General features: G+C 61.5%; 20 protein-coding genes. 8 read left to right on the forward strand and 12 right to left on the reverse strand.

Annotated elements, in window-relative coordinates; genetic code table 11:
* Positions 1-260 precede the first annotated feature (260 nt).
* Positions 261-1,583, forward strand: coding sequence for an oxygen-independent coproporphyrinogen III oxidase (hemN, locus tag NKJ88_RS23010; RefSeq protein WP_352445623.1), 1,323 nt, complete (start codon positions 261-263; stop codon positions 1,581-1,583).
* A gap of 577 nt (positions 1,584-2,160) precedes the next feature.
* Here hemN and groL read toward each other — a convergent pair.
* From groL to NKJ88_RS23065, 11 genes are all read right to left on the reverse strand, one after another.
* Positions 2,161-3,825, reverse strand: coding sequence for a chaperonin GroEL (gene groL, locus NKJ88_RS23015; protein WP_352445625.1), 1,665 nt, complete (start codon positions 3,823-3,825; stop codon positions 2,161-2,163).
* Between the two features lie 62 nt (positions 3,826-3,887).
* Positions 3,888-4,184, reverse strand: coding sequence for a co-chaperone GroES (gene groES / locus NKJ88_RS23020; RefSeq protein WP_019863563.1), 297 nt, complete (start codon positions 4,182-4,184; stop codon positions 3,888-3,890).
* A 430-nt stretch (positions 4,185-4,614) separates the two neighbouring features.
* Positions 4,615-5,598: a 3-oxopimeloyl-[acyl-carrier-protein] synthase BioZ gene (gene bioZ, locus NKJ88_RS23025; protein ID WP_352445627.1), complete on the reverse strand. Its 984-nt coding sequence runs from the start codon at positions 5,596-5,598 to the stop codon at positions 4,615-4,617.
* The gene (locus NKJ88_RS23030; RefSeq protein ID WP_352445629.1) at positions 5,595-6,860 is read right to left on the reverse strand and encodes an adenosylmethionine--8-amino-7-oxononanoate transaminase; all 1,266 of its coding nucleotides are present in this window, start codon (positions 6,858-6,860) and stop codon (positions 5,595-5,597) included. Before NKJ88_RS23030 ends, bioZ begins: the two co-directional genes overlap by 4 nt.
* A complete protein-coding gene (bioD, locus tag NKJ88_RS23035) occupies positions 6,860-7,495 on the reverse strand; it encodes a dethiobiotin synthase (protein WP_352445631.1) in 636 nt (211 codons plus the stop codon). Before bioD ends, NKJ88_RS23030 begins: the two co-directional genes overlap by 1 nt.
* Positions 7,492-8,643 (reverse strand): 8-amino-7-oxononanoate synthase, encoded by a 1,152-nt coding sequence (locus NKJ88_RS23040; RefSeq protein ID WP_352445632.1) that lies wholly within the window; start codon positions 8,641-8,643, stop codon positions 7,492-7,494. Before NKJ88_RS23040 ends, bioD begins: the two co-directional genes overlap by 4 nt.
* Positions 8,640-9,647, reverse strand: a complete 1,008-nt coding sequence (gene bioB, locus NKJ88_RS23045; protein ID WP_502904768.1) for a biotin synthase BioB — start codon at positions 9,645-9,647, stop codon at positions 8,640-8,642. The genes NKJ88_RS23040 and bioB overlap by 4 nt, the downstream gene beginning before the upstream one ends.
* A gap of 98 nt (positions 9,648-9,745) precedes the next feature.
* Complete coding sequence (gene nadC / locus NKJ88_RS23050; RefSeq protein WP_023807057.1) at positions 9,746-10,600, reverse strand: carboxylating nicotinate-nucleotide diphosphorylase; 855 nt, start codon at positions 10,598-10,600, stop codon at positions 9,746-9,748.
* The gene (locus tag NKJ88_RS23055) at positions 10,600-12,141 is read right to left on the reverse strand and encodes an L-aspartate oxidase (RefSeq protein ID WP_352445636.1); all 1,542 of its coding nucleotides are present in this window, start codon (positions 12,139-12,141) and stop codon (positions 10,600-10,602) included. The genes nadC and NKJ88_RS23055 overlap by 1 nt, the downstream gene beginning before the upstream one ends.
* Positions 12,138-13,112 (reverse strand): quinolinate synthase NadA, encoded by a 975-nt coding sequence (nadA, locus tag NKJ88_RS23060; RefSeq protein ID WP_352445638.1) that lies wholly within the window; start codon positions 13,110-13,112, stop codon positions 12,138-12,140. Before nadA ends, NKJ88_RS23055 begins: the two co-directional genes overlap by 4 nt.
* Positions 13,113-13,178: 66 nt before the next feature.
* Positions 13,179-14,147: an NUDIX hydrolase gene (locus NKJ88_RS23065; RefSeq protein ID WP_023673634.1), complete on the reverse strand. Its 969-nt coding sequence runs from the start codon at positions 14,145-14,147 to the stop codon at positions 13,179-13,181.
* Positions 14,148-14,309: 162 nt separating this feature from the next.
* Between NKJ88_RS23065 and panB the strand changes: the two genes are divergently transcribed.
* From panB to NKJ88_RS23100, 7 genes are all read left to right on the forward strand, one after another.
* Entirely contained in the window at positions 14,310-15,170 is an 861-nt protein-coding gene (panB, locus tag NKJ88_RS23070; RefSeq protein WP_023707031.1) for a 3-methyl-2-oxobutanoate hydroxymethyltransferase, read from the forward strand.
* Entirely contained in the window at positions 15,167-16,030 is an 864-nt protein-coding gene (gene panC, locus NKJ88_RS23075) for a pantoate--beta-alanine ligase (protein WP_352445640.1), read from the forward strand. The genes panB and panC overlap by 4 nt, the downstream gene beginning before the upstream one ends.
* 93 nt (positions 16,031-16,123) lie before the next feature.
* Positions 16,124-16,870: a LuxR family transcriptional regulator gene (locus NKJ88_RS23080; RefSeq protein WP_352445642.1), complete on the forward strand. Its 747-nt coding sequence runs from the start codon at positions 16,124-16,126 to the stop codon at positions 16,868-16,870.
* 70 nt (positions 16,871-16,940) lie between these two features.
* Positions 16,941-17,573 (forward strand): acyl-homoserine-lactone synthase, encoded by a 633-nt coding sequence (locus tag NKJ88_RS23085; protein ID WP_031206361.1) that lies wholly within the window; start codon positions 16,941-16,943, stop codon positions 17,571-17,573.
* A 22-nt stretch (positions 17,574-17,595) separates the two neighbouring features.
* Complete coding sequence (locus NKJ88_RS23090) at positions 17,596-17,970, forward strand: transcriptional regulator domain-containing protein (protein WP_352445644.1); 375 nt, start codon at positions 17,596-17,598, stop codon at positions 17,968-17,970.
* Between the two features lie 58 nt (positions 17,971-18,028).
* The gene (locus NKJ88_RS23095) at positions 18,029-18,439 is read left to right on the forward strand and encodes a DUF2285 domain-containing protein (RefSeq protein ID WP_023673629.1); all 411 of its coding nucleotides are present in this window, start codon (positions 18,029-18,031) and stop codon (positions 18,437-18,439) included.
* 169 nt (positions 18,440-18,608) lie between these two features.
* A complete protein-coding gene (locus NKJ88_RS23100; RefSeq protein ID WP_352445645.1) occupies positions 18,609-19,583 on the forward strand; it encodes a hypothetical protein in 975 nt (324 codons plus the stop codon).
* 437 nt (positions 19,584-20,020) lie between these two features.
* On the opposite strand, the gene NKJ88_RS23105 is transcribed toward NKJ88_RS23100, so the two are convergent.
* Entirely contained in the window at positions 20,021-20,776 is a 756-nt protein-coding gene (locus NKJ88_RS23105; protein WP_352445647.1) for a Crp/Fnr family transcriptional regulator, read from the reverse strand.
* Positions 20,777-20,810: the final 34 nt, after the last annotated feature.

Raw genomic sequence — 20,810 nt, forward strand, 5'->3', positions numbered from 1 at the left:
GCAGCTGCGCTCAGCAGAATCTCCGAGGCGCAGGTGAAGGGAAGGGATAGTCGAACAAAAGGGGCGCGTGAGGGTCTGTCGGATCACCATCATCAGTGGGTGACCAGGTGCTCAGACCATCGCTGTCCAGCCTAAGACTGAACGGCCCCCGTTGCTAAAAAGATCTAGATTCGAGCCCAAACGGAACGGACTGACATAGCGCAAGGACCTAGGCGAGCGCAGTGGGTAGGGTTGGTCGTTATCAGTATGGGATTGTGCCCTTGCAGACCACGAAATATCGAGAGGCCCGGCTGCCTTGGTACACTATCTATCCCACTGTGTCGGAGTTCTCTGCGGCGCTCGGGGCCGAGGCTTATCAGGAATGGCTCGGGAACTTGCCGGCTGATGATCCGGTGTCACTCTATCTGCACGTTCCGTTCTGCCGATCAGCGTGCTGGTATTGCGGCTTCCCCACCACCATCACCCGCCATGATGCGCCCATCCTCAACTATCTGGCGGCCCTGCGTGACGAGATCCGTCTGGTTTCGGAGCGAGTGCCGCAGAGGCTGCCCGTGAGCGACATACATTTCGGCGGCGGAACGCCGTCTCTCATCGGACCCGCCGAGTTCCTCGCTTTGATGGAGTTCCTGCGACGCCGCTTCGCCATCTCGAAAACAGCTACGGTCGCCATCGAGATCGATCCACGCACGTTCACGCCCGAAATGGCAGAAGCCTTGGGAGCGGCCGGCGTCAACCGCGCTAGCCTCGGCGTGCAGAGCTTCGATCCCATTGTTCAAAAAGCGATCAACCGAATCCAGAGCGAGGCCCAGACGTCAGCTGCCCTGGAAATGCTGCGCCGGCATCGAATAAACCGGATCAACTTTGACCTCATCTACGGCCTGCCGCGTCAAACGGCGGAGTCGTGCGTCGAGACAGTGAGGGTAGCGGCCGCCATGCGCCCCGACCGGCTTGCCGTGTTCGGCTACTCGCACATCCCATCCCAAATAAAGAATCAACGCCTCATCGAGGAGGAACTTCTGCCGGACAGCACTGCCCGCGCTGAACAGTATGCGGCTGTCGCCGTAACGCTGATTGCCGCCGGCTACCGAGAGATCGGGCTCGACCATTTCGCCTTGCCGCACGACGAGCTCGCGCTGGCCCAGGAAACCGGTCGCCTGCGGCGTAACTCGTTGGGCTACTCGGCCGACACCTGCAGAACCCTGATCGGTTTCGGCGCGTCCGCTATCGGCCGCATGGGCGAAGGGTACGTCCAAAATGAAGGTACGCGGGATTCCTACATCCAGCGCATCGCATCTGGCCGACTGGCGACTTCGAAGGGCCATCGCCTCACAGACGACGATCGCGTGAGAGCCGCAATCATCGAGCGATTAATGTGCGATTTCGAGGCTGACGTGCCGGCAATCTGTGTCGCCCACGGATCTGATCCGATCCGTCTTCGCGGTTCAGATGAGCGTTTGGCGATGCTGGCCAAGGACGGAATAGTGGAATTCGAAAACGGCTTTGTCCGCGTACGGCGGGAGCATCGCTTTGGGATTCGCGCTGTCGCTGCCGCATTCGATGCTTTCTCGATAAACAGGGCCTGATGTATACCCCCCAAGGTGAGGGCAAGCACACAACGCGGAAGCTAACACAGGGAGTATCTTTTGCCCGAGAGAACGAGCCGCCATCCTGTGGTGCTGGGTAGCGTCACAATCGGCACTCGGCCGCAGGATTTGCGGCGGCGTGCGCGCCAAAATCTTGACTCGACTATCGCGAGGGTAAGATCGATGAGACCGGCCTGGCGCTGCTATGGCTGACGCTGCATGACCGCTATTGGCCTGAAAGGGCCGCGTGGTCGAGCATGGCGTCGGCAGGATCGCCTCAGCCGCGTTTCTCGTCCTCCTCAGAGGACGCCTCAGAGACATCCATACCGCTGAAATGCCAGCAAATTTGTAGGTCGAGGCCACCTTTTGTCTTGGTTCCTACCCAACTGTTCCGCTGCTGAGCGAAATCCTTCAACTCCAAATCGGCCGAGCGTTTTTTTCCTCCATATTGCGTTGGTGCGCAAGGTTCGAACGAGATCCTCGGGGACTGTACCTCCAAGGTGTCGATCATGTTCGACACACAAGGACAGGGCGGCATTGCTGCCGCCCTGTCCGCTGTAAGTTGATAGGGGCTGGATTAAAAATCCATGCCGCCCATGCCGCCCATGCCGCCCATGCCGCCGCCGCCCATGCCGCCAGGCATGCCGCCGCCAGCCGACTCCTTCTTCGGAGCCTCCGCGATCATGGCTTCGGTGGTGACCAGCAGGCCGGCGACCGAGGCCGCGTCCTGGAGAGCGGTACGAACGACCTTGACCGGATCGACGATACCCATGGCGATCATGTCGCCATATTCGCCGGTCTGGGCGTTGTAGCCGAAGGTCGCGCCCTTGTTCTCAAGGATCTTGCCGGCAACGATCGATGCTTCCGCACCGGCGTTGGCCGCGATCTGGCGGGCCGGAGCCTGCAGCGCACGACGAACGATGTTGATGCCGGCGGCCTGGTCGGCATTGACGCCGGTGGCCTTGATGTTGGCCGAAGCGCGCAGCAGGGCAACGCCACCGCCAGCGACGATGCCTTCTTCCACGGCCGCGCGGGTCGCGTTGAGGGCGTCATCGACGCGGTCCTTCTTTTCCTTGACTTCGACTTCCGTCGCACCGCCGACGCGGATCACCGCAACGCCGCCCGCGAGCTTCGCCAGACGTTCCTGCAGCTTCTCCTTGTCGTAGTCCGACGTGGTCTCTTCGATCTGCTGCTTGATCTGGGCAACGCGGCCCTGGATCTCGTCCTTCTTGCCTGCGCCGTCGACGATGGTGGTGTTCTCCTTGGAGATCGACACCTTCTTGGCGCGGCCGAGCATGTTGAGGCCGACATTCTCGAGCTTGATGCCGAGGTCTTCCGAGATGACCTGGCCACCGGTCAGGATGGCGATGTCTTCCAGCATGGCCTTGCGGCGATCACCGAAGCCCGGCGCCTTGACGGCGGCGATCTTCAGGCCGCCACGCAGCTTGTTGACGACCAGCGTGGCCAGAGCCTCGCCTTCCACGTCTTCCGAGATGATGAGCAGCGGCTTGGAGGTCTGCACGACGGCTTCGAGAACCGGCAGCATGGCCTGGAGGTTGGACAGCTTCTTCTCGTGCAGCAGGATGTAGACGTCCTCGAGCTCGGCAACCATCTTGTCGGCGTTGGTGACGAAGTAGGGCGAGAGGTAGCCGCGGTCGAACTGCATGCCTTCGACGACTTCCAGCTCGGTCTCGGCGGTCTTGGCTTCCTCAACCGTGATGACGCCTTCATTGCCGACCTTCTGCATCGCTTCGGCGATCATGGCGCCGACCGACTCGTCGCCATTGCCGGCGATGGTGCCGACCTGGGCAACTTCCTCGGAGGTCTTGATCTTCTTGGCAGCGTTGCCGAGAGCCGCGACGACTTCGGTGACGGCCAGATCGATGCCGCGCTTCAGATCCATCGGGTTCATGCCGGCGGCAACCGCCTTGTTACCTTCCTGGACGATCGACTGCGCCAGGACGGTCGCGGTCGTGGTGCCGTCGCCGGCGATGTCGTTGGTCTTCGAAGCAACTTCGCGGATCATCTGCGCGCCCATGTTTTCGAACTTGTCGGAAAGTTCGATTTCCTTGGCGACGGTGACGCCGTCCTTGGTGATGCGCGGTGCGCCGAACGACTTGTCGATGACGACGTTGCGGCCCTTGGGACCGAGCGTGACCTTCACCGCGTCGGCGAGGATGTTGATGCCGTGAAGCATGCGCTCGCGGGCATCGCGGGAGAATTTTACGTCTTTAGCAGCCATTTTTAGCTCCTGGCAGGGGCTTGCGATCAAGCCCGAAATTCAGTTGACGGTGAGGCCGATAATCAGCCGATGATGCCCATAATGTCGGATTCCTTCATGATCAGAAGGTCTTCGCCATTGAGCTTGACTTCGGTGCCCGACCACTTGCCGAACAGGATGCGGTCGCCGGCCTTGACGTCCAGCGGGACCAGCTTGCCGGCTTCGTCGCGAGCACCTGAACCGACGGCGATGATCTCTCCTTCCTGCGGCTTTTCCTTCGCCGTATCCGGGATGATGATCCCGCCGGCGGTCTTGGATTCGGATTCGACCCGGCGTACGACCACGCGGTCATGCAGCGGCCGGAAATTCGACTTTGCCATTTTTGGATTTCCTTGGTGCGGATGTTGAACGGTGCTCCGTTGCCGGAGCATGCCTAGCACTCAGCCGAAGCGAGTGCTAACGCGGCAATGAGATAAGCCGCAGGCTCCTGCTAGTCAAGACGGAAGAGCAAAGAGCAAAGAGAAAAGAGAAGACAGCAAAGAGCAGCCAGAAAAGAGCGTGTAAGCATCGAGCCTTTTATGTGAACAATGTCGGGTATCCGACATATATGGGGCGGCTCACCCTTTGTAATTGAGCTTTATTCAGATGGTACGGTTGGTGCAACGGGTGTTGCATTTGAACTCATCCAGAGGCTCGCACGGGTCGTGCTGCGTCAGCTTGGTCATGTCGAACTTCAGAAGGCCATTTTGGCATTGGTTCTGTTGCACCTATTGCCATTCATGACCAGTCCTGCGCGCGTGAGCCGGCCGACTAGATTCCAACCACGAGAGCGCCGCCGCTGAGACCCGCACCGGCCGCCGCCAGAAGGATTTTCTCTCCTGGCTGGAATGGCTTCATCTGGTTGGCGAGCGAGAGCGACAGCGGGACCGTCGCGGCCGAAGAGTTGCCGTATTCGGCAATCGTCTTGACAATTGCTTGGTCCGCGATGCCGAGGTTTCTTCCGACCGCGCCGAAAATCCGAGTATTGGCCTGATGCGGCACAAACCGGCCGACATTGTGTGGCCGCACTCCCGCAGCGGCTAGCGCGGTTGTCGAGCAATCGGTCATCATCTCGACGGCCTTTGCAAATATTTCGGGCCCGTCGGTCATCGTCATCCGGGTCTGCCCGAGGTCGAGGTCGCCATGGAACGGCGTGTTGCTTCCTCCTGCGGGAATCTGGATCAGCCCGTAGCGCGAGCCGTCCGAAGCCACCGAGGCACCGAGAATGCCCCGATCAGCATCATCGCACTGACCGATCACCAGGGCGCCGGCGGCATCGGCGAACAAGACTGAGCTCGCGCGCTCGGCTGGATTGATGCGGCGGCTGAGAATGTTGGCGGCGATGACCAGCGCTGGTTTGCCATGCAGGCGGGTGAACCCGTCCGCAAACATGAGCGCATAGATGAAGCCAGCGCAGGCGCCGGTCAGATCGACCGCGCCTGCGCGGCCAAGGCCAAGCTTGTGTGCGACCAGCGGCGCGCTGGGCGGCAGAAGATGGTCGGGCGTCGAGGTGGCAAGCAACAGCAGACCGATGTCGTGGCGCGCAATACCGGCGTTCACCAGCGCCATGTCGCCAGCCCGGGTGGCAAGACCCGACAGCGTGTCTTCGTCCGTTGCCCAGAAGCGCGAACGGATTCCGGTACGCCTTTCGATCCAGCCCGGCTCGAGGCCGAGATTGCTCTCGATCTCGGCATTGGCCACCTTGCGCCCAGGCACGTGATGGCCAAGTCCGAGAATGCGCGACGACTTGCTCATGGCCTTGACCCGAAGCGTTCCCCGGCCTCCTCGATGGCGTCATAGACTCGTTCGAGCTCGTCGTCTGCGATGCAATAGGGTGGCAGAAGGTAGAGGACATTGCCGAGCGGGCGCACAAGCAGGCCGCGCTCGAGGAAGAAGGCGCGCAGCTTCGGACCAATCTCGGCGAGATAACCTGCGGAACCGGTTCGCAGGTCGAGCGCCGCGATCGTTCCCGTGGCTCGACAGCCGGCAAAATATGGATTGTCCCGAAAGCGTTGCAGCCCGACGGCCTGCATCACGCTCAAGGCCGTGATCCGCTCGGCCACTGGCTCGTCGCGCCAGATCTCGACATTGGCGAGTGCTGCCGCACAGGCAATCGGATTGGCGGTGTAGGAGCTCGAATGGAAAAACGTCTTCTTCCGGTCCTCGGAATAGTGCGCCCGGAAGATGGCATCGGTGACAAGCGTTACGGCCAGCGGGATGGTGCCGCCGGTCAAGCCTTTGGAGGTGCACAGGATATCTGGAGAAATCGATGCCTGCTCGCAGGCGAACATGGTTCCGGTGCGTCCCCAGCCGGTCATCACCTCGTCGGCGATCAGCAGCGTGCCGGAGGCCTCAGTGATCTTCTTCAATTCGGCCAGAACCGATGCTGGATACATCAGCATGCCGCCGGCGCCCAGCACCAGCGGCTCGACGATCAAGGCTGCGGCTCGTCGATCGCGGGTCACAGCCTGGAAACGATCCAGCGTCTCCTGCTCGTGCCCCGCGGCCGGAAAGGGGATGATGTCGACCTCGAACAGCAAGGGTTCGTAGGCGGCGTTCAACACGCCACGCGCACCGACGCTCATCGTTCCGATCGTGTCACCATGATAGCTGTGCTCCATGACGACGATGCGCGAGCGCGGCGCGCCGATGTTGCGGAAATAACCGAGCGCCATCTTCAGCGCGACTTCGACTGAGGTCGAGCCACTGTCGGAATAGAACACCCAGTCGAGTCCAGCGGGAGCGAGGCCGACAAGCGCCTTGGCCAAGCGCTCTGCCGGCTCGTGCGTGAAGCCCGCAAAGATAATCTGGTCGAGGCTCGACGCGGTTGTCTCGATTGCCTTCATGATGCGGGGATGGCGGTGGCCATGTGTGACGACCCACCAGGAGGAGATGGCGTCCAGGATGCGGGCGCCGTCGGCCCTGTGGAGATAGGCGCCCTCAGTCAGGACGATTTCTGGGGTCGCAGGCTCGAGCGCGTGCTGGGTGAAGGGATGCCACACATGAGACTGCGACATCAGTCACCTCCAGCAATCGAGGCGAAGGCGAAGCCGGCAACCATTGCGTCCCTCAGTGTTTTGCCCGTCAGCACATCCAGGTGCGGCAGCCTGCCGAGCTGCGGCGCACCGCTGAATTCCACGATGGTCCGTTGCGTATCGGCCATCTCATCGCCGATGAAAGCGATGCCCGCCAACGGGATGGAGCGGGCGCGGAGCGCCTCGACCGAGAGCAAGGTGTGGTTGATGGTGCCGAGCGTGGTGCGGGCGCACAGAATAACGGGCAGCCGCCATTCAGCGAAGATGTCGATGAACCTTGTGCGCCGGTTGAGCGGCACCATCAGGCCGCCGGAGCCTTCGATGACGAGCGGCGTCGGTAGGACGGGAAAAGCAAGATCGGCAGCCTTGATCGCCACGCCGTCGATCTCGGCCGAACGATGCGGCGACAGCGGGCTCCGCAAGCGGTAGGCTTCCGGCAGCACGCGCTCTGAGGGCAAGCCGGCAAGCCGCGCGACCACCTCGCTGTCGGTCTCGCCCTCGAGGCCCGATTGCACCGGTTTCCAGTAAAAGCCGTCCAGCAAACCGGCGAGCCCAGCCGCAAACACGGTCTTGCCAACTCCGGTATCCGTTCCGGTGATGACAATGCGTTGGGTCATATCGCCTCCGGTGATGTTTGGGCCAACACCTCGACCAGCGCCTCGACCATGGCGGAAATGTCGGCTTCGCCAATATTGAGCGTCAGTGAGATGCGCAGCCGCGACGTGCCCTCGGGCACGGTCGGAGGACGAACGCCGCGTATGTCGAAGCCGCGGGCCTGCAGGCGCGCCGCCACTGCCATGGTGCGCCTGACATCGCCGATTACTAAGGGCTGGATCTGAGAGCCACTTGGTGTCACACCCCAGCGATTGACCAACCGGCCGGCGCTGGCGACGCGTTCATGAAGCTGAACACGCCGCATAGGCTCGTCGGCCAGCATTGCGAGTGCCTCGCGCGCCACGACCGCCATCAGTGGCGATGGCGCGGTCGCGTAGATGAATGGCCGGCAACGGTTGATCAGATATTCGCACAGTGCCCTCGGCCCGGTCACGAGCCCACCAGATGCGCCGAGCGCCTTGCCGCAGGTGTGGAGCACTATGATGTTGTCGCGGCCCTCGAAAGCGGCGGCAAGCCCCCGGCCGTCCGGTCCCCAGACGCCGGTGGCATGCGCCTCATCAATGACGATGAATGCGCCGTGCCGATCGGCAAGCGCGACCAGGCTCTCCAAAGGCGCGCAGTCGCCATCCATGCTGTAAAGGCTTTCCACCGCGATCCAGACGCATCCCATGCCGCCTGCGACGCGCCAACGTGTAATCGCATCCTCGACAGCGGTGGCGTCGTTGTGCGCGGCCAGCACGAACTGTGCGCGCCCGGCCTGCGCACCCTCATGCATGCTTGCATGGGCGAGCTCATCGAGGACCAAAAGATCGCCCTTCTGCGGCAGGGCGCTCAGCAGAGCGAAGTTGGCGATGTAGCCGCTGCCGAAGAACAGCGCGCGGTCGGCTCCAAAGAATGCCGCCGCGTCTGCCTCGAGCTGCTCGTGTTCCGGTGCATTGCCGCGCAACAGCCGCGACCCGGTGGCGCCAACCGGCGTGCCCCGCGCAATCGCCGCCACAACCGCATCGCCAAGTCTTCTGGACGCGGCCAGCCCGAGATAGTCGTTCGACGAGAAGTCCAGCCCGGCGCGGGGCGAAAGCGTCCGCAGCCGGTCCTTGCGCGCTAGCCCCTGCAAGGTCGCATCATAACGGGCAAGCGGCGCCCCGTTCATTGCGCCTCGAGTTCCATCGGATCGATGCCAAGGCGCCGGAACAGCAGGGTATCCTTGTCCTCACCGGGATTGTCCGCCGTCAGCAGCGTGTCGCCGAAGAAGATTGAGTTGGCGCCGGCAAAAAAGCACAGCGCCTGCATCTCGTCGGTCATCGCGGTGCGGCCGGCGGACAGACGGACATGCGATTTCGGCATCATGATGCGCGCCAGCGCGATCACGCGCACGAATTCGATCGGCTCTATGGGCTTGGCGTCTGCAAGCGGCGTGCCGGCGATCGGGATCAGCATGTTGATCGGAACGCTTTGCGGATGTTCCGGCAGATTGGCCAGCGTCACCAGCATGTCGATCCGGTCCACCGGCTCCTCGCCCATGCCGACAATGCCTCCACAGCAGACCTTGATGCCGGATTTGCGAACGTGCTCGAGCGTCTCGAGCCGCTCGGCAAAGCTCCGCGTACCGATGATCTCGCTATAGTAGCGTTCTGACGTATCGATGTTGTGGTTGTAGTAGTCGAGACCCGCCTGCTTCAGTCGCACGGCTTGCTCAAGATCGAGCATGCCGAGTGTCATGCAGGTCTCCAGGCCCAGCGCCTTGACGCCTTCGACCATCGCCACCACCGCATCCATGTCGCGCGCCTTGGGGTTTCGCCAGGCCGCGCCCATGCAATAACGGCTGGCGCCGGCATCACGCGCCTTGGTCGCTTCGGCGATGACGCGCCTGACTTCCATCAGCTTGGACGCCTCCAACCCGGTTTCGTGACGCGCCGACTGGCTGCAATAGCCACAATCCTCCGGGCATCCTCCGGTCTTGATGCTGAGCAGCCGGCTGAGCTGGACCTTGTTTGGATCGAAATTCTGGCGGTGCACCGTTTGCGCCAGGAAGAGGAGATTGTTGAAGGGGGCATGGTAAAGTGCCTGAGCCTTCTCCAAGGTCCACGCTCCAGGGTCAGGCGGGTCAGGGGATTGAGCCGGTGGCGATGTCTGCGTTGAACTTGCCGTTTGCATCTCCATGCTGTTCCTCCGGTATGACTTGCGGGTCTTTGCTATCTGACTATGATGATCGGACAGGACAGTTGACCCAATCCTGTTCGTTACTCAGACAATCATGAGCCCCGATGGTCGAGGCCGATATCCAGGATCGGCGCGCTGTGGATGAGTCGGCCGACCGAAATCAGATCAACGCCGGTCGCGGCAACCGCTCGCGCTGTATGCGACGTGATCCCGCCAGAAGCCTCGGTGATAGCGCGGCCACCGACCATTGCGACGGCGCGGCGAAGATCGGGGAGGGACATGTTGTCGAGCAGAACCGCATCGGGAGCGAAGCCAAGTACCTCCTCCAACTGGGCCAGAGTATCGACTTCGACTTCGATCTTGACGAGATGACCGGCCGCTCTTCGTGCTCGCTCGAGCGCTGGCCGGACGCCGCCTGCGATGGCGATGTGGTTGTCCTTGATCAAAATTGCATCGTCAAGGCCGAAGCGGTGATTGGACCCGCCACCTGCGCGCACGGCATACTTTTCGACTGCCCGCAATCCGGGCGTTGTCTTGCGGGTGCAGACGATCTTCGCGCCATATCCACGAACCGCAGCGACGATCGATGCCGTTGCTGTGGCGATGCCGCTCAGATGGCACAAAAAATTGAGTGCCGTCCTTTCCGCTGTGAGAATGGCTCGGGCCGGGCCAACCACTGATGCAATGACCTCTCCATCCACGACATTGCAGCCGTCTGCCCGCTCCACGGAGATTTCGACACCAGGATCAATCATGCCGAAAGCGAGCATCGCCAGATCGATGCCGGCGACAACTCCGGACTGTCGCGCCACCAACACTGTTCCCGCTTGGTATTCCTTCGGGACGATGGCGTCCGTGGTCAAGTCGCCGGCTCTGCCAAGGTCTTCAAGAAGAGATGCCCGGACAAGCGGCTCAAGCAGGACCGTGGGGAGCGGTGAGAGCATCATCACTTTGCACCTTCGGAACTTGGCGAGTGTCCGAGTTCCCGCGCAGCCGCCAAGGCGGCTTCGAGCGTGATTTCGGACCGTCGGGCGGCAATCGCATGATGAGGAAAATCTGTCCGGTAATGAGCGCCGCGGCTTTCTTCGCGCATCAAGGCGGCAACAGCAATCATTAGCCCGACAGCCGCCGGATCCGAGACCGCATCCTTGCTTTCGGCGAGCGGCAATAAGGCACGCGCGGCTGCTTTCAACCCTTGACCATCCCGGACGATGCCGAGTGCGCGCGACAGAAAAACGCGCACGGCTATCGGAGCGGGCGGTGGGTAAACATTCGCAAACGCAGGCCTTGTTCTGCGCGCAGGCGTTCCGGCGACGCTTTCAGCGACCCAGCGGGCGCACACGATTGCCTCGGTCAAGGAATTGCTGGCGAGCCTGTTGGCGCCATGCAGTCCTGTCGAAGCGACTTCGCCGCAGGCCCACAGCCCCTTGACGGAGGTCCTGCCCGAGCTGTCCACGGCAACGCCACCCATGTGGTAGTGTTGGGCCGGACGAATGGGGATGAGATCGCGCGCGGGATTGATGCCCGCTCCAAGGCAGGCTGATGCGATTGTCGGGAAATGTCGAGCGAATGCCGGGCCTGGCCGTTGTCGGGCATCGAGAAAAACATGGTGGCCGTCCGCAAGATGGTTCCACACGGCGCGGGCCAAGACATCGCGAGGCGCAAGTTCCGCCCCTGGCACGCTCTGGAGAAAAGCCTGGCCGGTTTCATCGATCAGGGCAGCACCTTCGCCTCGCACAGCCTCGCTGACCAGCGCCATAGGGCGTTCTGGGCCGTCAAGGGCGGTCGGGTGGAACTGGATGAATTCGAGGTCGGCTAGGACAGCTCCAGCGCGGGCCGCAAGCGCAAGGCCTTGTCCGCAACTGCCCCAAGGGTTCGTGGTGTCGAGAAACAGTCCCCCGATACCACCGGTGGCGAGGACGACCCGCCGTGAGCCGAAGAAGAAAGGTGCGATCGAACAGCTCGCCCAGACGCCTCGGATCGCATTCTCTCGCACGGCGAGCCGGCGCGCTTCCACGCCCTCCACGACAACTATCGACGGAGTGGAACGCACAGCCGCGATCAGCGCACGCATGATCTCACGCCCGGTGCCGTCCCCATGCGCATGAACGATGCGACGTCGGCTGTGTGCGGCCTCCAATCCGAGGCACAGTGATCCTTCCGGCGTGCGGTCAAAGCGAACCCCAAAGCCCGCAAGCCCCTCTATGGCCTTGGGCGCGGCTTGGAGGATGCGGCTCGCCACGTCTCTGTCGCAGAGACCATCCCCTGCGGCAACCGTATCGGCCAGGTGCATTGCCGGATCGTCGTCTTCGCCGAAACTTGCAGCCAGGCCCCCCTGGGCCCAGTTGCTCGAGTTGTCAGCTCCCAGCAGCGACCTTGACAGAAGAAGCACCGGCTCCGGCGACAGTTGAAGCGCGGTCATCAGTCCGGCGATGCCGCCGCCGATGATGATGGGCCGCCCGAAGAAGCTGCGGAGGTCGGCGCTCAAACTGCCAACATCCGTTCGACCGCTAGCCGCGCGCGCCCGGCGATCCCGGGTTCGACGGTTACGATATGGTGGTTCTGCTCGAGCGCGGTGCGGATGTTGGCAAGCGTGATCCGCTTCATGTGCGGGCACAAATTGCAGGGCCGGATGAACTCGACCTCTGGGTGCGCTAACGCGACGTTGTCGCTCATTGAGCATTCCGTCATCAGCACGACACGTGGCGGCCTTTGCCTTTCGACATAGTCGGACATGGCAGCCGTCGAGCCGGAAAAATCTGCTTCAGCCACGACGTCGGGCGGGCATTCGGGATGGGCGAGCACGACCACGCCGGGATGGCTTTCGCGCAACTCGCGGATGTCGGCCGGTGTAAAGCGCTCATGCACCTCGCAACGCCCTTTCCAGGCGATGATCTGCACATCTGTCTGGGCGGCGATATTCTGGGCCAGATATTCGTCCGGCAACATGATCACCCGGAGAACCCCAAGGGATTCGACGACCGCCTTGGCGTTGCCGGATGTACAGCAGATATCCGACTCGGCCTTCACTTCGGCGGACGTATTTACATAAGTGATGATCGGAACGCCGGGATAACGCTGGCGCATCAAGCGCACGTCTTCTGCCGTGATTGAGTCCGCCAACGAGCAACCGGCGCTGAGATCCGGAATGAGCACGGTCTTGCCCGGATTAAGGAGCTTGGCCGTTTCGGCCATGAAATGGACGCCGGCCAGCACGATGACTTGCGCCTCGACCGTCGCAGCCGTGCGGGCTAGTGCCAAGCTGTCGCCGACGATGTCGGCCACGCAGTGGAAGATCTCGGGCGTCTGATAGTTGTGCGCCAGGATGATCGCGTTGCGCTCGCGCTTCAGCGCAAGGATCGCCTTGATATCCTCGGCGAAAGCCGGCCATTCGATCGGCGGGATCACTCGTCGGACGCGCTCGTAGAGCAACGCGGCCGTAGGCAGCATGGCGCCCATAGACCCCTCCCGCTTATACTCTAACTGAAAATAACCAGCATATACTTGCTGTGAGTATAAGGGATGTCAACCCCGCGCCAGCGGCAATTTTGTCCCGGCGATGAGCCTATCGTCGAGAACGGCGTGGCGGAAACGGAAAAGCTTCGCTGGCCGGCCGCCGGTCTCAGTGGTGGCCTCTCCGGTCTCCTCGACCAGCTCCTGCTGTTCGATCAGTCGGCGAAAGTTCGGCTTGTGGATGAGCCTGCCGGCGAGCGCCTCCACGGTTCGCTGCAGCTGCAAAAGCGTGAAGACCGGCGGCATCAGCTCAAAGACGACTGGGCGGTATTTGATCTTGGAGCGCAGCCGCGCAATGCCGGTCGCCACGATGCGGCGATGATCGGCGACCATGGACTTGCTGGGCACCAGCGGCGGGGGTCCTGCGTCCCGCCCTCTTACGGCCTCTTGGACCAGGCCTGCTTCGTAGACTAACTCATAGCGTTGAAGCGTGAGTTCCTCGTTCCAAAGGCGGTCGTCGAAGCCAAAGGCTATCGTCGCCCGCTGCCAGCGTTCACGTCGCGTGGCCGAATCGCCAACGCCGTTTGCCCATTCGATCAGGCGCGGCCGCAGAACGTCCAGCACGACCGCAGGCGTGCCGGAGCGGTGGTCCTCCCATGGAAAATATTCATACCAACTCTGCCATCCGCACTTGGGCGAGCCCGCTGCCTGTTCCTTGCGCGTCAATGCGAGATAGCTGATGGAGATGACGCGCTGCTGGCGCTCGGCGCCGATGCGATCCCGATCCGCGAACGTGTAGAGTTGCTCAATGTACCCCAGCCGATGGCCGGTTTGCTGCTCGACCCACCCCCTCAAGCCGGATTGCAGCGATCGGTGCTCAAGCGCAAAGGGACCGGAGGGCAAGGTGTCCGCCTGGCCGATGGTGAGGACACAGGGTTGACTGCCGTTTACGGCGACCACAAAGGCGATCAAGTCCACTTTGACGTTGTCGGCCTTGCCGGCGGCTCTGTCTTTCCTGAGTCCTATTGCCTGATCGTCCATTATTTGGCCAGCTCGGGGGCACCTTAATCGATTTAGTGTAAGCGTGCCAATTAGCACGTCAACACCCCGCAGCTGCATGGCCATTTTTTTGCTCTTCGCACCTGCACAAAAATGTGCCAAAGGCGACAGCCGCAGCTGGTAACGTAGGGGAAGGAGGGTCCCATGAGCGCTTATGGTGACACCAGGGCGATCACACCGCCGGATATTCGTTCGCGCAAAGGTGGGACGCCGCTCGTCTGCCTTACCGCCTACACCACCCCAGTCGCCCGGCTTGTCGATCCCCATTGTGATGTGGTGCTCGTCGGCGACAGCGTCGGCATGGTTCTCCACGGCCTGCCCTCGACGCTCGGTGTCACGCTGGAGATGATGATCACGCACGGCCAGGCGGTGCGCCGTGGCATCAAGCAGGCGCTGATGGTGGTCGACCTGCCGTTCGGTTCCTACGAGGAAAGCCCAGAGCAGGCTTTCCGCAATGCCGCGCGCGTCATGGCCGAGACCGGCTGCACGGCCGTCAAGCTCGAAGGCGGCGAAGCGATGGCAGAGACGATCGGCTTCCTCGCCGCACGCGGCGTGCCCGTCATGGCCCATGTCGGATTGACGCCGCAGGCCATCAACACCATCGGTGGCTACCGCGTACAAGGCAGGGGCGGGGATGCCGAGCGCATCAGGCGCGACGCAATTGCGGTGGGCGAAGCGGGCGCCTTTGCGGTCGTCCTGGAGAAGGTTCCTGAGGCGCTCGCCCGCCGGATCACCAAGGAGGTGGCGACCCCGACCATTGGCATCGGTGCCTCGGCAGCCTGTGACGGCCAGATTCTCGTCGTCGACGACATGCTGGGCCTCTTCGGCGACTTCCGGCCCAAGTTCGTCAAGCGTTATGCTGAACTCCGGGAGGCGGCTGCGGCTGCGATCGCTTCCTATGCGCGCGAGGTGAAGGAGCGCCAGTTTCCCGCCGCAGAGCACGTGTTTGCCGATGCGCCCAAGCCCGCCGACACGGACGCCACCAAGAGCGGAGAAGCAGCGTGAGCGTGCCGATCGTCAGGAGCGTTGACCACCTTCGCGAAAGCGTCGCCGCATGGCGCTGCGAAGGTGTGAGGATAGCCCTGGTGCCAACGATGGGCGTCCTGCATGAGGGCCATCTCAGCCTGGTGCGCGCTGCACTCGAGAAGGCAGACCGTGTGATAGTGACGCTCTTCGTCAACCCGAAGCAATTCAACAGCCAGGCCGATCTTGCCGCGTATCCCCGCACCGAGAACGAGGATGCCGCCAAACTGGCACCGGTTGGCGCGCACCTGCTTTATGCGCCAGATGCAGAGGAGATGTATCCGGCGGGCTTCGCTACCACCGTTTCGGTTTGCGGTGTCAGCGAAGGCCTGTGCGGTACATTCCGGCCGGGGCATTTCGACGGCGTGGCGACCGTCGTCGCCAAGCTCTTCCTGCAGACCAGCGCTGACTTCGGCTTCTTTGGCGAAAAGGACTTTCAGCAAATTCACCTGGTCAGGCGCATGGCCCGGGATCTCGATATTCCAATCACCATTGTTGCCTGTCCGACAGTCCGTGAAGCCGACGGTCTTGCGCTATCATCGCGCAATGTGCGGCTCTCGCCAGCGGAACGCGCTGTTGCTCCCAAGCTATCATCGGTCCTGCTCAAGACGGCTGAGCGGCTTGAGCGCGGCTCACCCATCATGCCAACGCTTGCAGAATCTCGCGCAGCAATTCTGACTGCAGGCTATCGCGAGGTCGAATACCTGGAACTTCGCGATGAGGCAGATCTGCAGCCGATAACAAGCCTCGATCGACCGGCACGGTTGCTTGCCGCCGCCTGGCTCGGCGGCACACGGCTCATAGACAACGTCAGACTATTTCGGATTGGTTCAACAGATTAGCCACGTTCTCGGCACGCGCCGTATTCGTCCGGGATCATCTAAAACAAGGTCTCTGCCTGGCATTGAGCGTTACGGAGGTTACGCACAGGACACATGCATCGCGTGTTTGAGAACTTCGTCGAGCAACTGTCTGCAAGTGTTGATGCTGCCGATCTCTGTGAGGCAATGGCCTCCGCTGCAGCCGGCTTCGACTTCCCGCTATTCGCCTATTTCACCTACCCGTCAGCCTCCGGCGACGCCCCCCAATTGATTTCAAACTATCCTTCATCCTGGACGTCACGTTATCTGCAACAGCGGTACCACAGTCTCGATCCGGTCATCCTGCGCGGGCTGCAAGGCTGGGATACATTCGATTGGGGTGTGGATCGCGCTCGGCACTGTCTGCCGAATTCGCAGCAACAAATTCTAGAGAGTGCGGCTGAGTTTGGCATCTGCGGCGGCCTGACGATGTCCATGCATGATCATCTCGGCCGGTTTGCTGCCCTGACCTTTGCTTCCGACGAGTCCCGTCCGCCTCTGTTGCGGTCACTGGCACGTTACGAAAAAGCATTGCAGCTGGTGGCCATCAACTTTCATATACATGTCCGGCGCAGGCTCGCCGATCATCGCGTGGTGGATGGTGTAACGCTCACCCCGCGGGAGTTCGAGTGCCTGAAATGGGCGGCGCGCGGCAAGTCGGCTTGGGATACTAGCCAGCTTCTCGGCGTCTCAAAGCGCACCGTGACCTTTCATCTGGAAAACGCCAAGGCAAAGTTTGGCGTTCGAACGATCAACCAAGCCGTTGCACGAATGGCTGCCTCCGGCCTACGAGATCCTGATTCTCAGCCACGATACCTGTAAACCTCTACAGGCTGCATCGATGTCAGCTTTGCCCTTCGATGGCGGGAACACATCCCACATGGAGGCGACCATGATGCAACTGATAGCACCAGACTTTTACAACGAGTTTGCAGGCGAACTCAAAGAGATGCATGGGCTCAGGTTTCGGGTCTTCAAGGAAAGGCTCGATTGGGAAGTTGATACCGAAGACCAGATGGAATCCGATCCGTTTGATGCTCTCAAGCCTGTCTATCTGCTCCTCAAAGGATCCGACTGGCGAATTCGCGGTTGCGTGCGTCTTTTGCCCAGCACCGGACCCACAATGTTGCGCGACACCTTCCCGGTGCTGCTGGGTGCTGACGTCGTGCCCTCGACCACCGACATATGGGAGAGCAGTCGTTTCGCGCTCGATCTTCCTCCGTCGGCGCCCAAGGCAGCGGGCGGGCTGGCCCAGGCGACCTACGAGCTCTTCGCGGGCATGATCGAGTTCGGCTTGGCCAAGGATCTGACCCGGATCGTAACGGTGACGGACACGCGCATGGAGCGGATCCTCCGCCTTGCTACGTGGCCATTGTCGCGCATCGGAGAACCCAAGTGCGTCGGCAAAACGGAGGCGGTGGCTGGGTTTCTCGAGATTTCCCACGCGAGCCTTTTGCGAATCCGCAGCAGGGGACGTCTGAGCGGACCGGTACTGTGGCAACCGGTTCTAGGCCCGTCAGCATAGCGCCATTGTGGACACCTGTGCCATGAAGGATGCTGGTTTGCCCAAGGAAGCGACGGTCGGCCTTGTATGCTGGCCGGACTGGCGTCGCCAGGACGCTTACCACTACGCCAGACGATTGCCACGCACTGGCTGGGCCTGGGAGTTTCTTCGGCGCAATCCACAATTCCAGCGCGACCACGCCAAAATGGCACCGTCCGCCTGCTTTGTCGGAGCCCAGGCCGACATGAAGATAATCGAGTTGACGGCAGAATCAGCTTTCCTAAGACAATGGAGCCTCCTTTTTCGCGGACGCGCCACAGTCGGACGCTACATCGGCGAGGGTCTTTTGGGATCCGCGCGATTGCGCCTGTATTCTACGAGCGGCCGCGGAGCCGCTGGGGCTCGACCACGATTTTGAACCGCTTCACCTTTCATCGCTCTCATGCTGCAAGGACATCCTGCTGACAGCTGCGGGCATGCAGCACGTGCTGCTGAGGGAGAACTGCCGGAGTCTGCAGATCGCCGTTTCCGGTGCGTCCGTCCTCCGCCCGTTGCGGCTATATGTCGACGCAATCCTTCAGCCGCAGCACCTCAAGTTCCATGTCGCTGCCCTTCAGTTCCTGAACGACATCAATGATTGCCGCCGCGTGTCAGCTGCTTGCTTTCCGCCGGAACACCGCGGAGCGCGTCTGCGTATTGTACTGCAGGCTTTGGATGGCTCGCTCGCGGGAGCATCTCATCAGGAGGTCGCCATTGCCTTGTTCGGGAGACGCCGTGTCGAAGAAGATTGGCGTCATCCAGGCGGCCATCTTCGCGATCAGGTACGCCGCGCCATCCAACGTGGCCGCTACCTGATGGGCGGCGGCTACAGACAGTTCCTGAGGTAGTTGGGGTGGTTGCGATTGTCTTATCCGAACGCGCAACCTCCATTTCTCACTGCAATGGTGCGTTGCACAAAACGTGGCAACCGCCTAGTTCTTCCGCGGCGAATCGGGTTTCGGCGAAACACCGGGACCCAACTTCGTCGATAAGTGCATTCATGACCTGAGGACCCCGATGACCGTTATGAACTCCGACAAAGCCGGCGCTGCAAGCCTTGAGACAATCGCGCGAAACGGCAGCATGCTGCGTCGCATAGCCGTACGCATTCCGACCTACCTGTCGGATATTCGCGAAAATCCGGCGTGGCTGCCCATGTTCATGTTGGCGCGCACCATGCCGGCACGGAGGATGCACTGGCGTGGTGCAAAGCCGGTCCGAAGGCCGCAAAGAGCCCAGGACACGATGTTTGCCGGTGTCAATTGCCACGACGTTGTCGACGCGCTGCGGATGGATGGGCTTTTTCCCGGCCTTGTCCTGCCTGCAATGGTGGCTGAAGATGTAGCCGCATTCGCAAGGTGCACACCTTGTTTCGGCAATTTCGATCGCCGACTCGAATTCATGCCGGCGGAGCATGCCGAGGCTGAGGCGCGATTTGGCCGTCCGTTGCTCAGCGGCCATTATTTCGAGCGCATTCTGGGCTGTAAGTCGGCCGTTGCCATCCAAAAAGATCCGCTGCTCATGGATATCGCCGCGCACTATCTCGGCGGCCAGGCGACGCTGATCACGACGCGCGTCTGGTGGAGCTTCCCGACCGGCCAGGCGTCGGACGCCGACAAGAACCTGGCTTCGCTCGGCAAATACCATTTCGACCTGGACGACTGGCGGATGCTGAAGTTCTTTTTCTATCTAGTGCCCGTCGACGAGGGGACCGGCCCGCATATCTATGTTCGCGGCAGCCATGATCGCCGCGCCCTCAAGCACCAATTTACGCTTGTCGTCGGCCATCCAGCGCAAGAGATTCTGGACGTCTACGGCAAGCAGAGTCCGGTCACGCTGACCGGCAAGGCCGGTTTCGGTTTCGTCGAGGATCCGTTCGGGTTCCATATGGGCACCGTGCCGTCGCACAGGCCACGGCTGATGATGGAAGTTGGCTTCGGCGTTTCTCCTCCATCGCGCCGCCGCTTCCATGGCGAGCCTGTGCTCCGCTGATTTCGAAAAGTCCCGAAACAGCCTTCCCGTTGTGAGGCAAGATAAGGCTATGCGGCTGGCGCAATGAGTCTCGCCATTGCTCCAGCTTCCTCGAGATCGCCTGCCACGCGAAGCCTCAGATGCTCTTCGAAAAGCTCCTCTACGGACCGAGTCATCTCGGGTCTCCTTTGGAGTCACCGGAAGGTGGTGCACAGCCGTATCGTGCTTCGCAATCCTGAACGACTGCGAGGGGCGGTTTGTTCCTCGCGTGGCGCATGCAGCGGTGCCGGCATGACAGCTTCGTCTTGGATCCCGATGCTCGGCAACGTCGGCGGTGAAGGCTCTGTCTAGGCGGCTTACCCGGACATGACTCCAATGCAGGAAATCGACCATCTCCTGTTCGAGCACATTCGTTGGCGATCACCGTCGCGGCGCTACGGACGCCGCGGCGCCTGCGGTCAATGCAGTTTGCCGACTAGCCGAGCGTATTCGGCTTCAGCCCTGCCATATGACCCATCTGCCAGCGCAATTAGACGCGCGCGATCAAGAATGACTACCTCTCCTCGCCTTGAGCGTATCAGACCTTGGCCCTCCAAGGTTTGCAGCGCTATGGTGACGCCGGGCCGCCTGACACCGAGCATAACTGATAAGAACTCGTGCGTAATCGCAAAGCTGTTCCCCTCGACGCGATCATCACACATCACCAGCCATCTTGAGAGCCTATCGACGATGTTCATCCGGGCATTGCTGAGCGCGGTGAAGCTTGCCTGGAGGTGAAAGTAGTGAACGTAGCGGAGCAGAAAACTTCGCAGGGTTGGGCTTGTCAAAAGCGCCTTGGTGAAGAGGCCCGCGTCGATAACAAAGGCTCGGGCTTCTAATTGGACGTAACAATCGTGCGTTGACCGGTCATCGCCCATGATAAGCGCTGAGCCGGTCATACCCTCAAAACCTATGATTCCGATCTCAGCTTCAATACCAGGCCGCAGTTCGCCCACCACTGACCCGAGACCGCTCTCGAAGAAGTACACGGTTCTGATTGGAGACCCCGCCACTTCGAGATGCGTCTTCAGTCCAAGGGAGACGCTTTCCAAATGAGGTTGCAGCAAGGCCAAATCTGCCGAGCACATTCGAAGCAGCAGCGAATTGCGATAGATGGAATTTTGGCCGGTGTCGCATTGCGCGGCAGTGTGAGTTTGTGAACTGGAATCTGTCATAGCTCCCTCTCCCTATTGGGGCGGAAGCATGTTG

The organism is Mesorhizobium sp. M0016 (assembly GCF_040324035.1).
In the GTDB taxonomy this organism is placed as follows: Bacteria; Pseudomonadota; Alphaproteobacteria; order Rhizobiales; family Rhizobiaceae; genus Mesorhizobium.

Coding starts and splice junctions, on each gene's coding strand:
- groL (WP_352445625.1), bottom strand. CDS start 3,825: ATGGCTGCTAAAGACGTAAAATTCTCCCGCGATGCCCGCGAGCGCATG.
- groES (WP_019863563.1), bottom strand. CDS start 4,184: ATGGCAAAGTCGAATTTCCGGCCGCTGCATGACCGCGTGGTCGTACGC.
- bioZ (WP_352445627.1), bottom strand. CDS start 5,598: ATGAGCAAGTCGTCGCGCATTCTCGGACTTGGCCATCACGTGCCTGGG.
- NKJ88_RS23030 (WP_352445629.1), bottom strand. CDS start 6,860: ATGTCGCAGTCTCATGTGTGGCATCCCTTCACCCAGCACGCGCTCGAG.
- bioD (WP_352445631.1), bottom strand. CDS start 7,495: ATGACCCAACGCATTGTCATCACCGGAACGGATACCGGAGTTGGCAAG.
- NKJ88_RS23040 (WP_352445632.1), bottom strand. CDS start 8,643: ATGAACGGGGCGCCGCTTGCCCGTTATGATGCGACCTTGCAGGGGCTA.
- bioB (WP_502904768.1), bottom strand. CDS start 9,647: ATGCAAACGGCAAGTTCAACGCAGACATCGCCACCGGCTCAATCCCCT.
- nadC (WP_023807057.1), bottom strand. CDS start 10,600: ATGATGCTCTCACCGCTCCCCACGGTCCTGCTTGAGCCGCTTGTCCGG.
- nadA (WP_352445638.1), bottom strand. CDS start 13,112: ATGGGCGCCATGCTGCCTACGGCCGCGTTGCTCTACGAGCGCGTCCGA.
- NKJ88_RS23065 (WP_023673634.1), bottom strand. CDS start 14,147: ATGGACGATCAGGCAATAGGACTCAGGAAAGACAGAGCCGCCGGCAAG.
- panB (WP_023707031.1), top strand. CDS start 14,310: ATGAGCGCTTATGGTGACACCAGGGCGATCACACCGCCGGATATTCGT.
- NKJ88_RS23080 (WP_352445642.1), top strand. CDS start 16,124: ATGCATCGCGTGTTTGAGAACTTCGTCGAGCAACTGTCTGCAAGTGTT.
- NKJ88_RS23085 (WP_031206361.1), top strand. CDS start 16,941: ATGATGCAACTGATAGCACCAGACTTTTACAACGAGTTTGCAGGCGAA.
- NKJ88_RS23090 (WP_352445644.1), top strand. CDS start 17,596: ATGAAGGATGCTGGTTTGCCCAAGGAAGCGACGGTCGGCCTTGTATGC.
- NKJ88_RS23095 (WP_023673629.1), top strand. CDS start 18,029: ATGCAGCACGTGCTGCTGAGGGAGAACTGCCGGAGTCTGCAGATCGCC.
- NKJ88_RS23100 (WP_352445645.1), top strand. CDS start 18,609: ATGACCGTTATGAACTCCGACAAAGCCGGCGCTGCAAGCCTTGAGACA.
- NKJ88_RS23105 (WP_352445647.1), bottom strand. CDS start 20,776: ATGACAGATTCCAGTTCACAAACTCACACTGCCGCGCAATGCGACACC.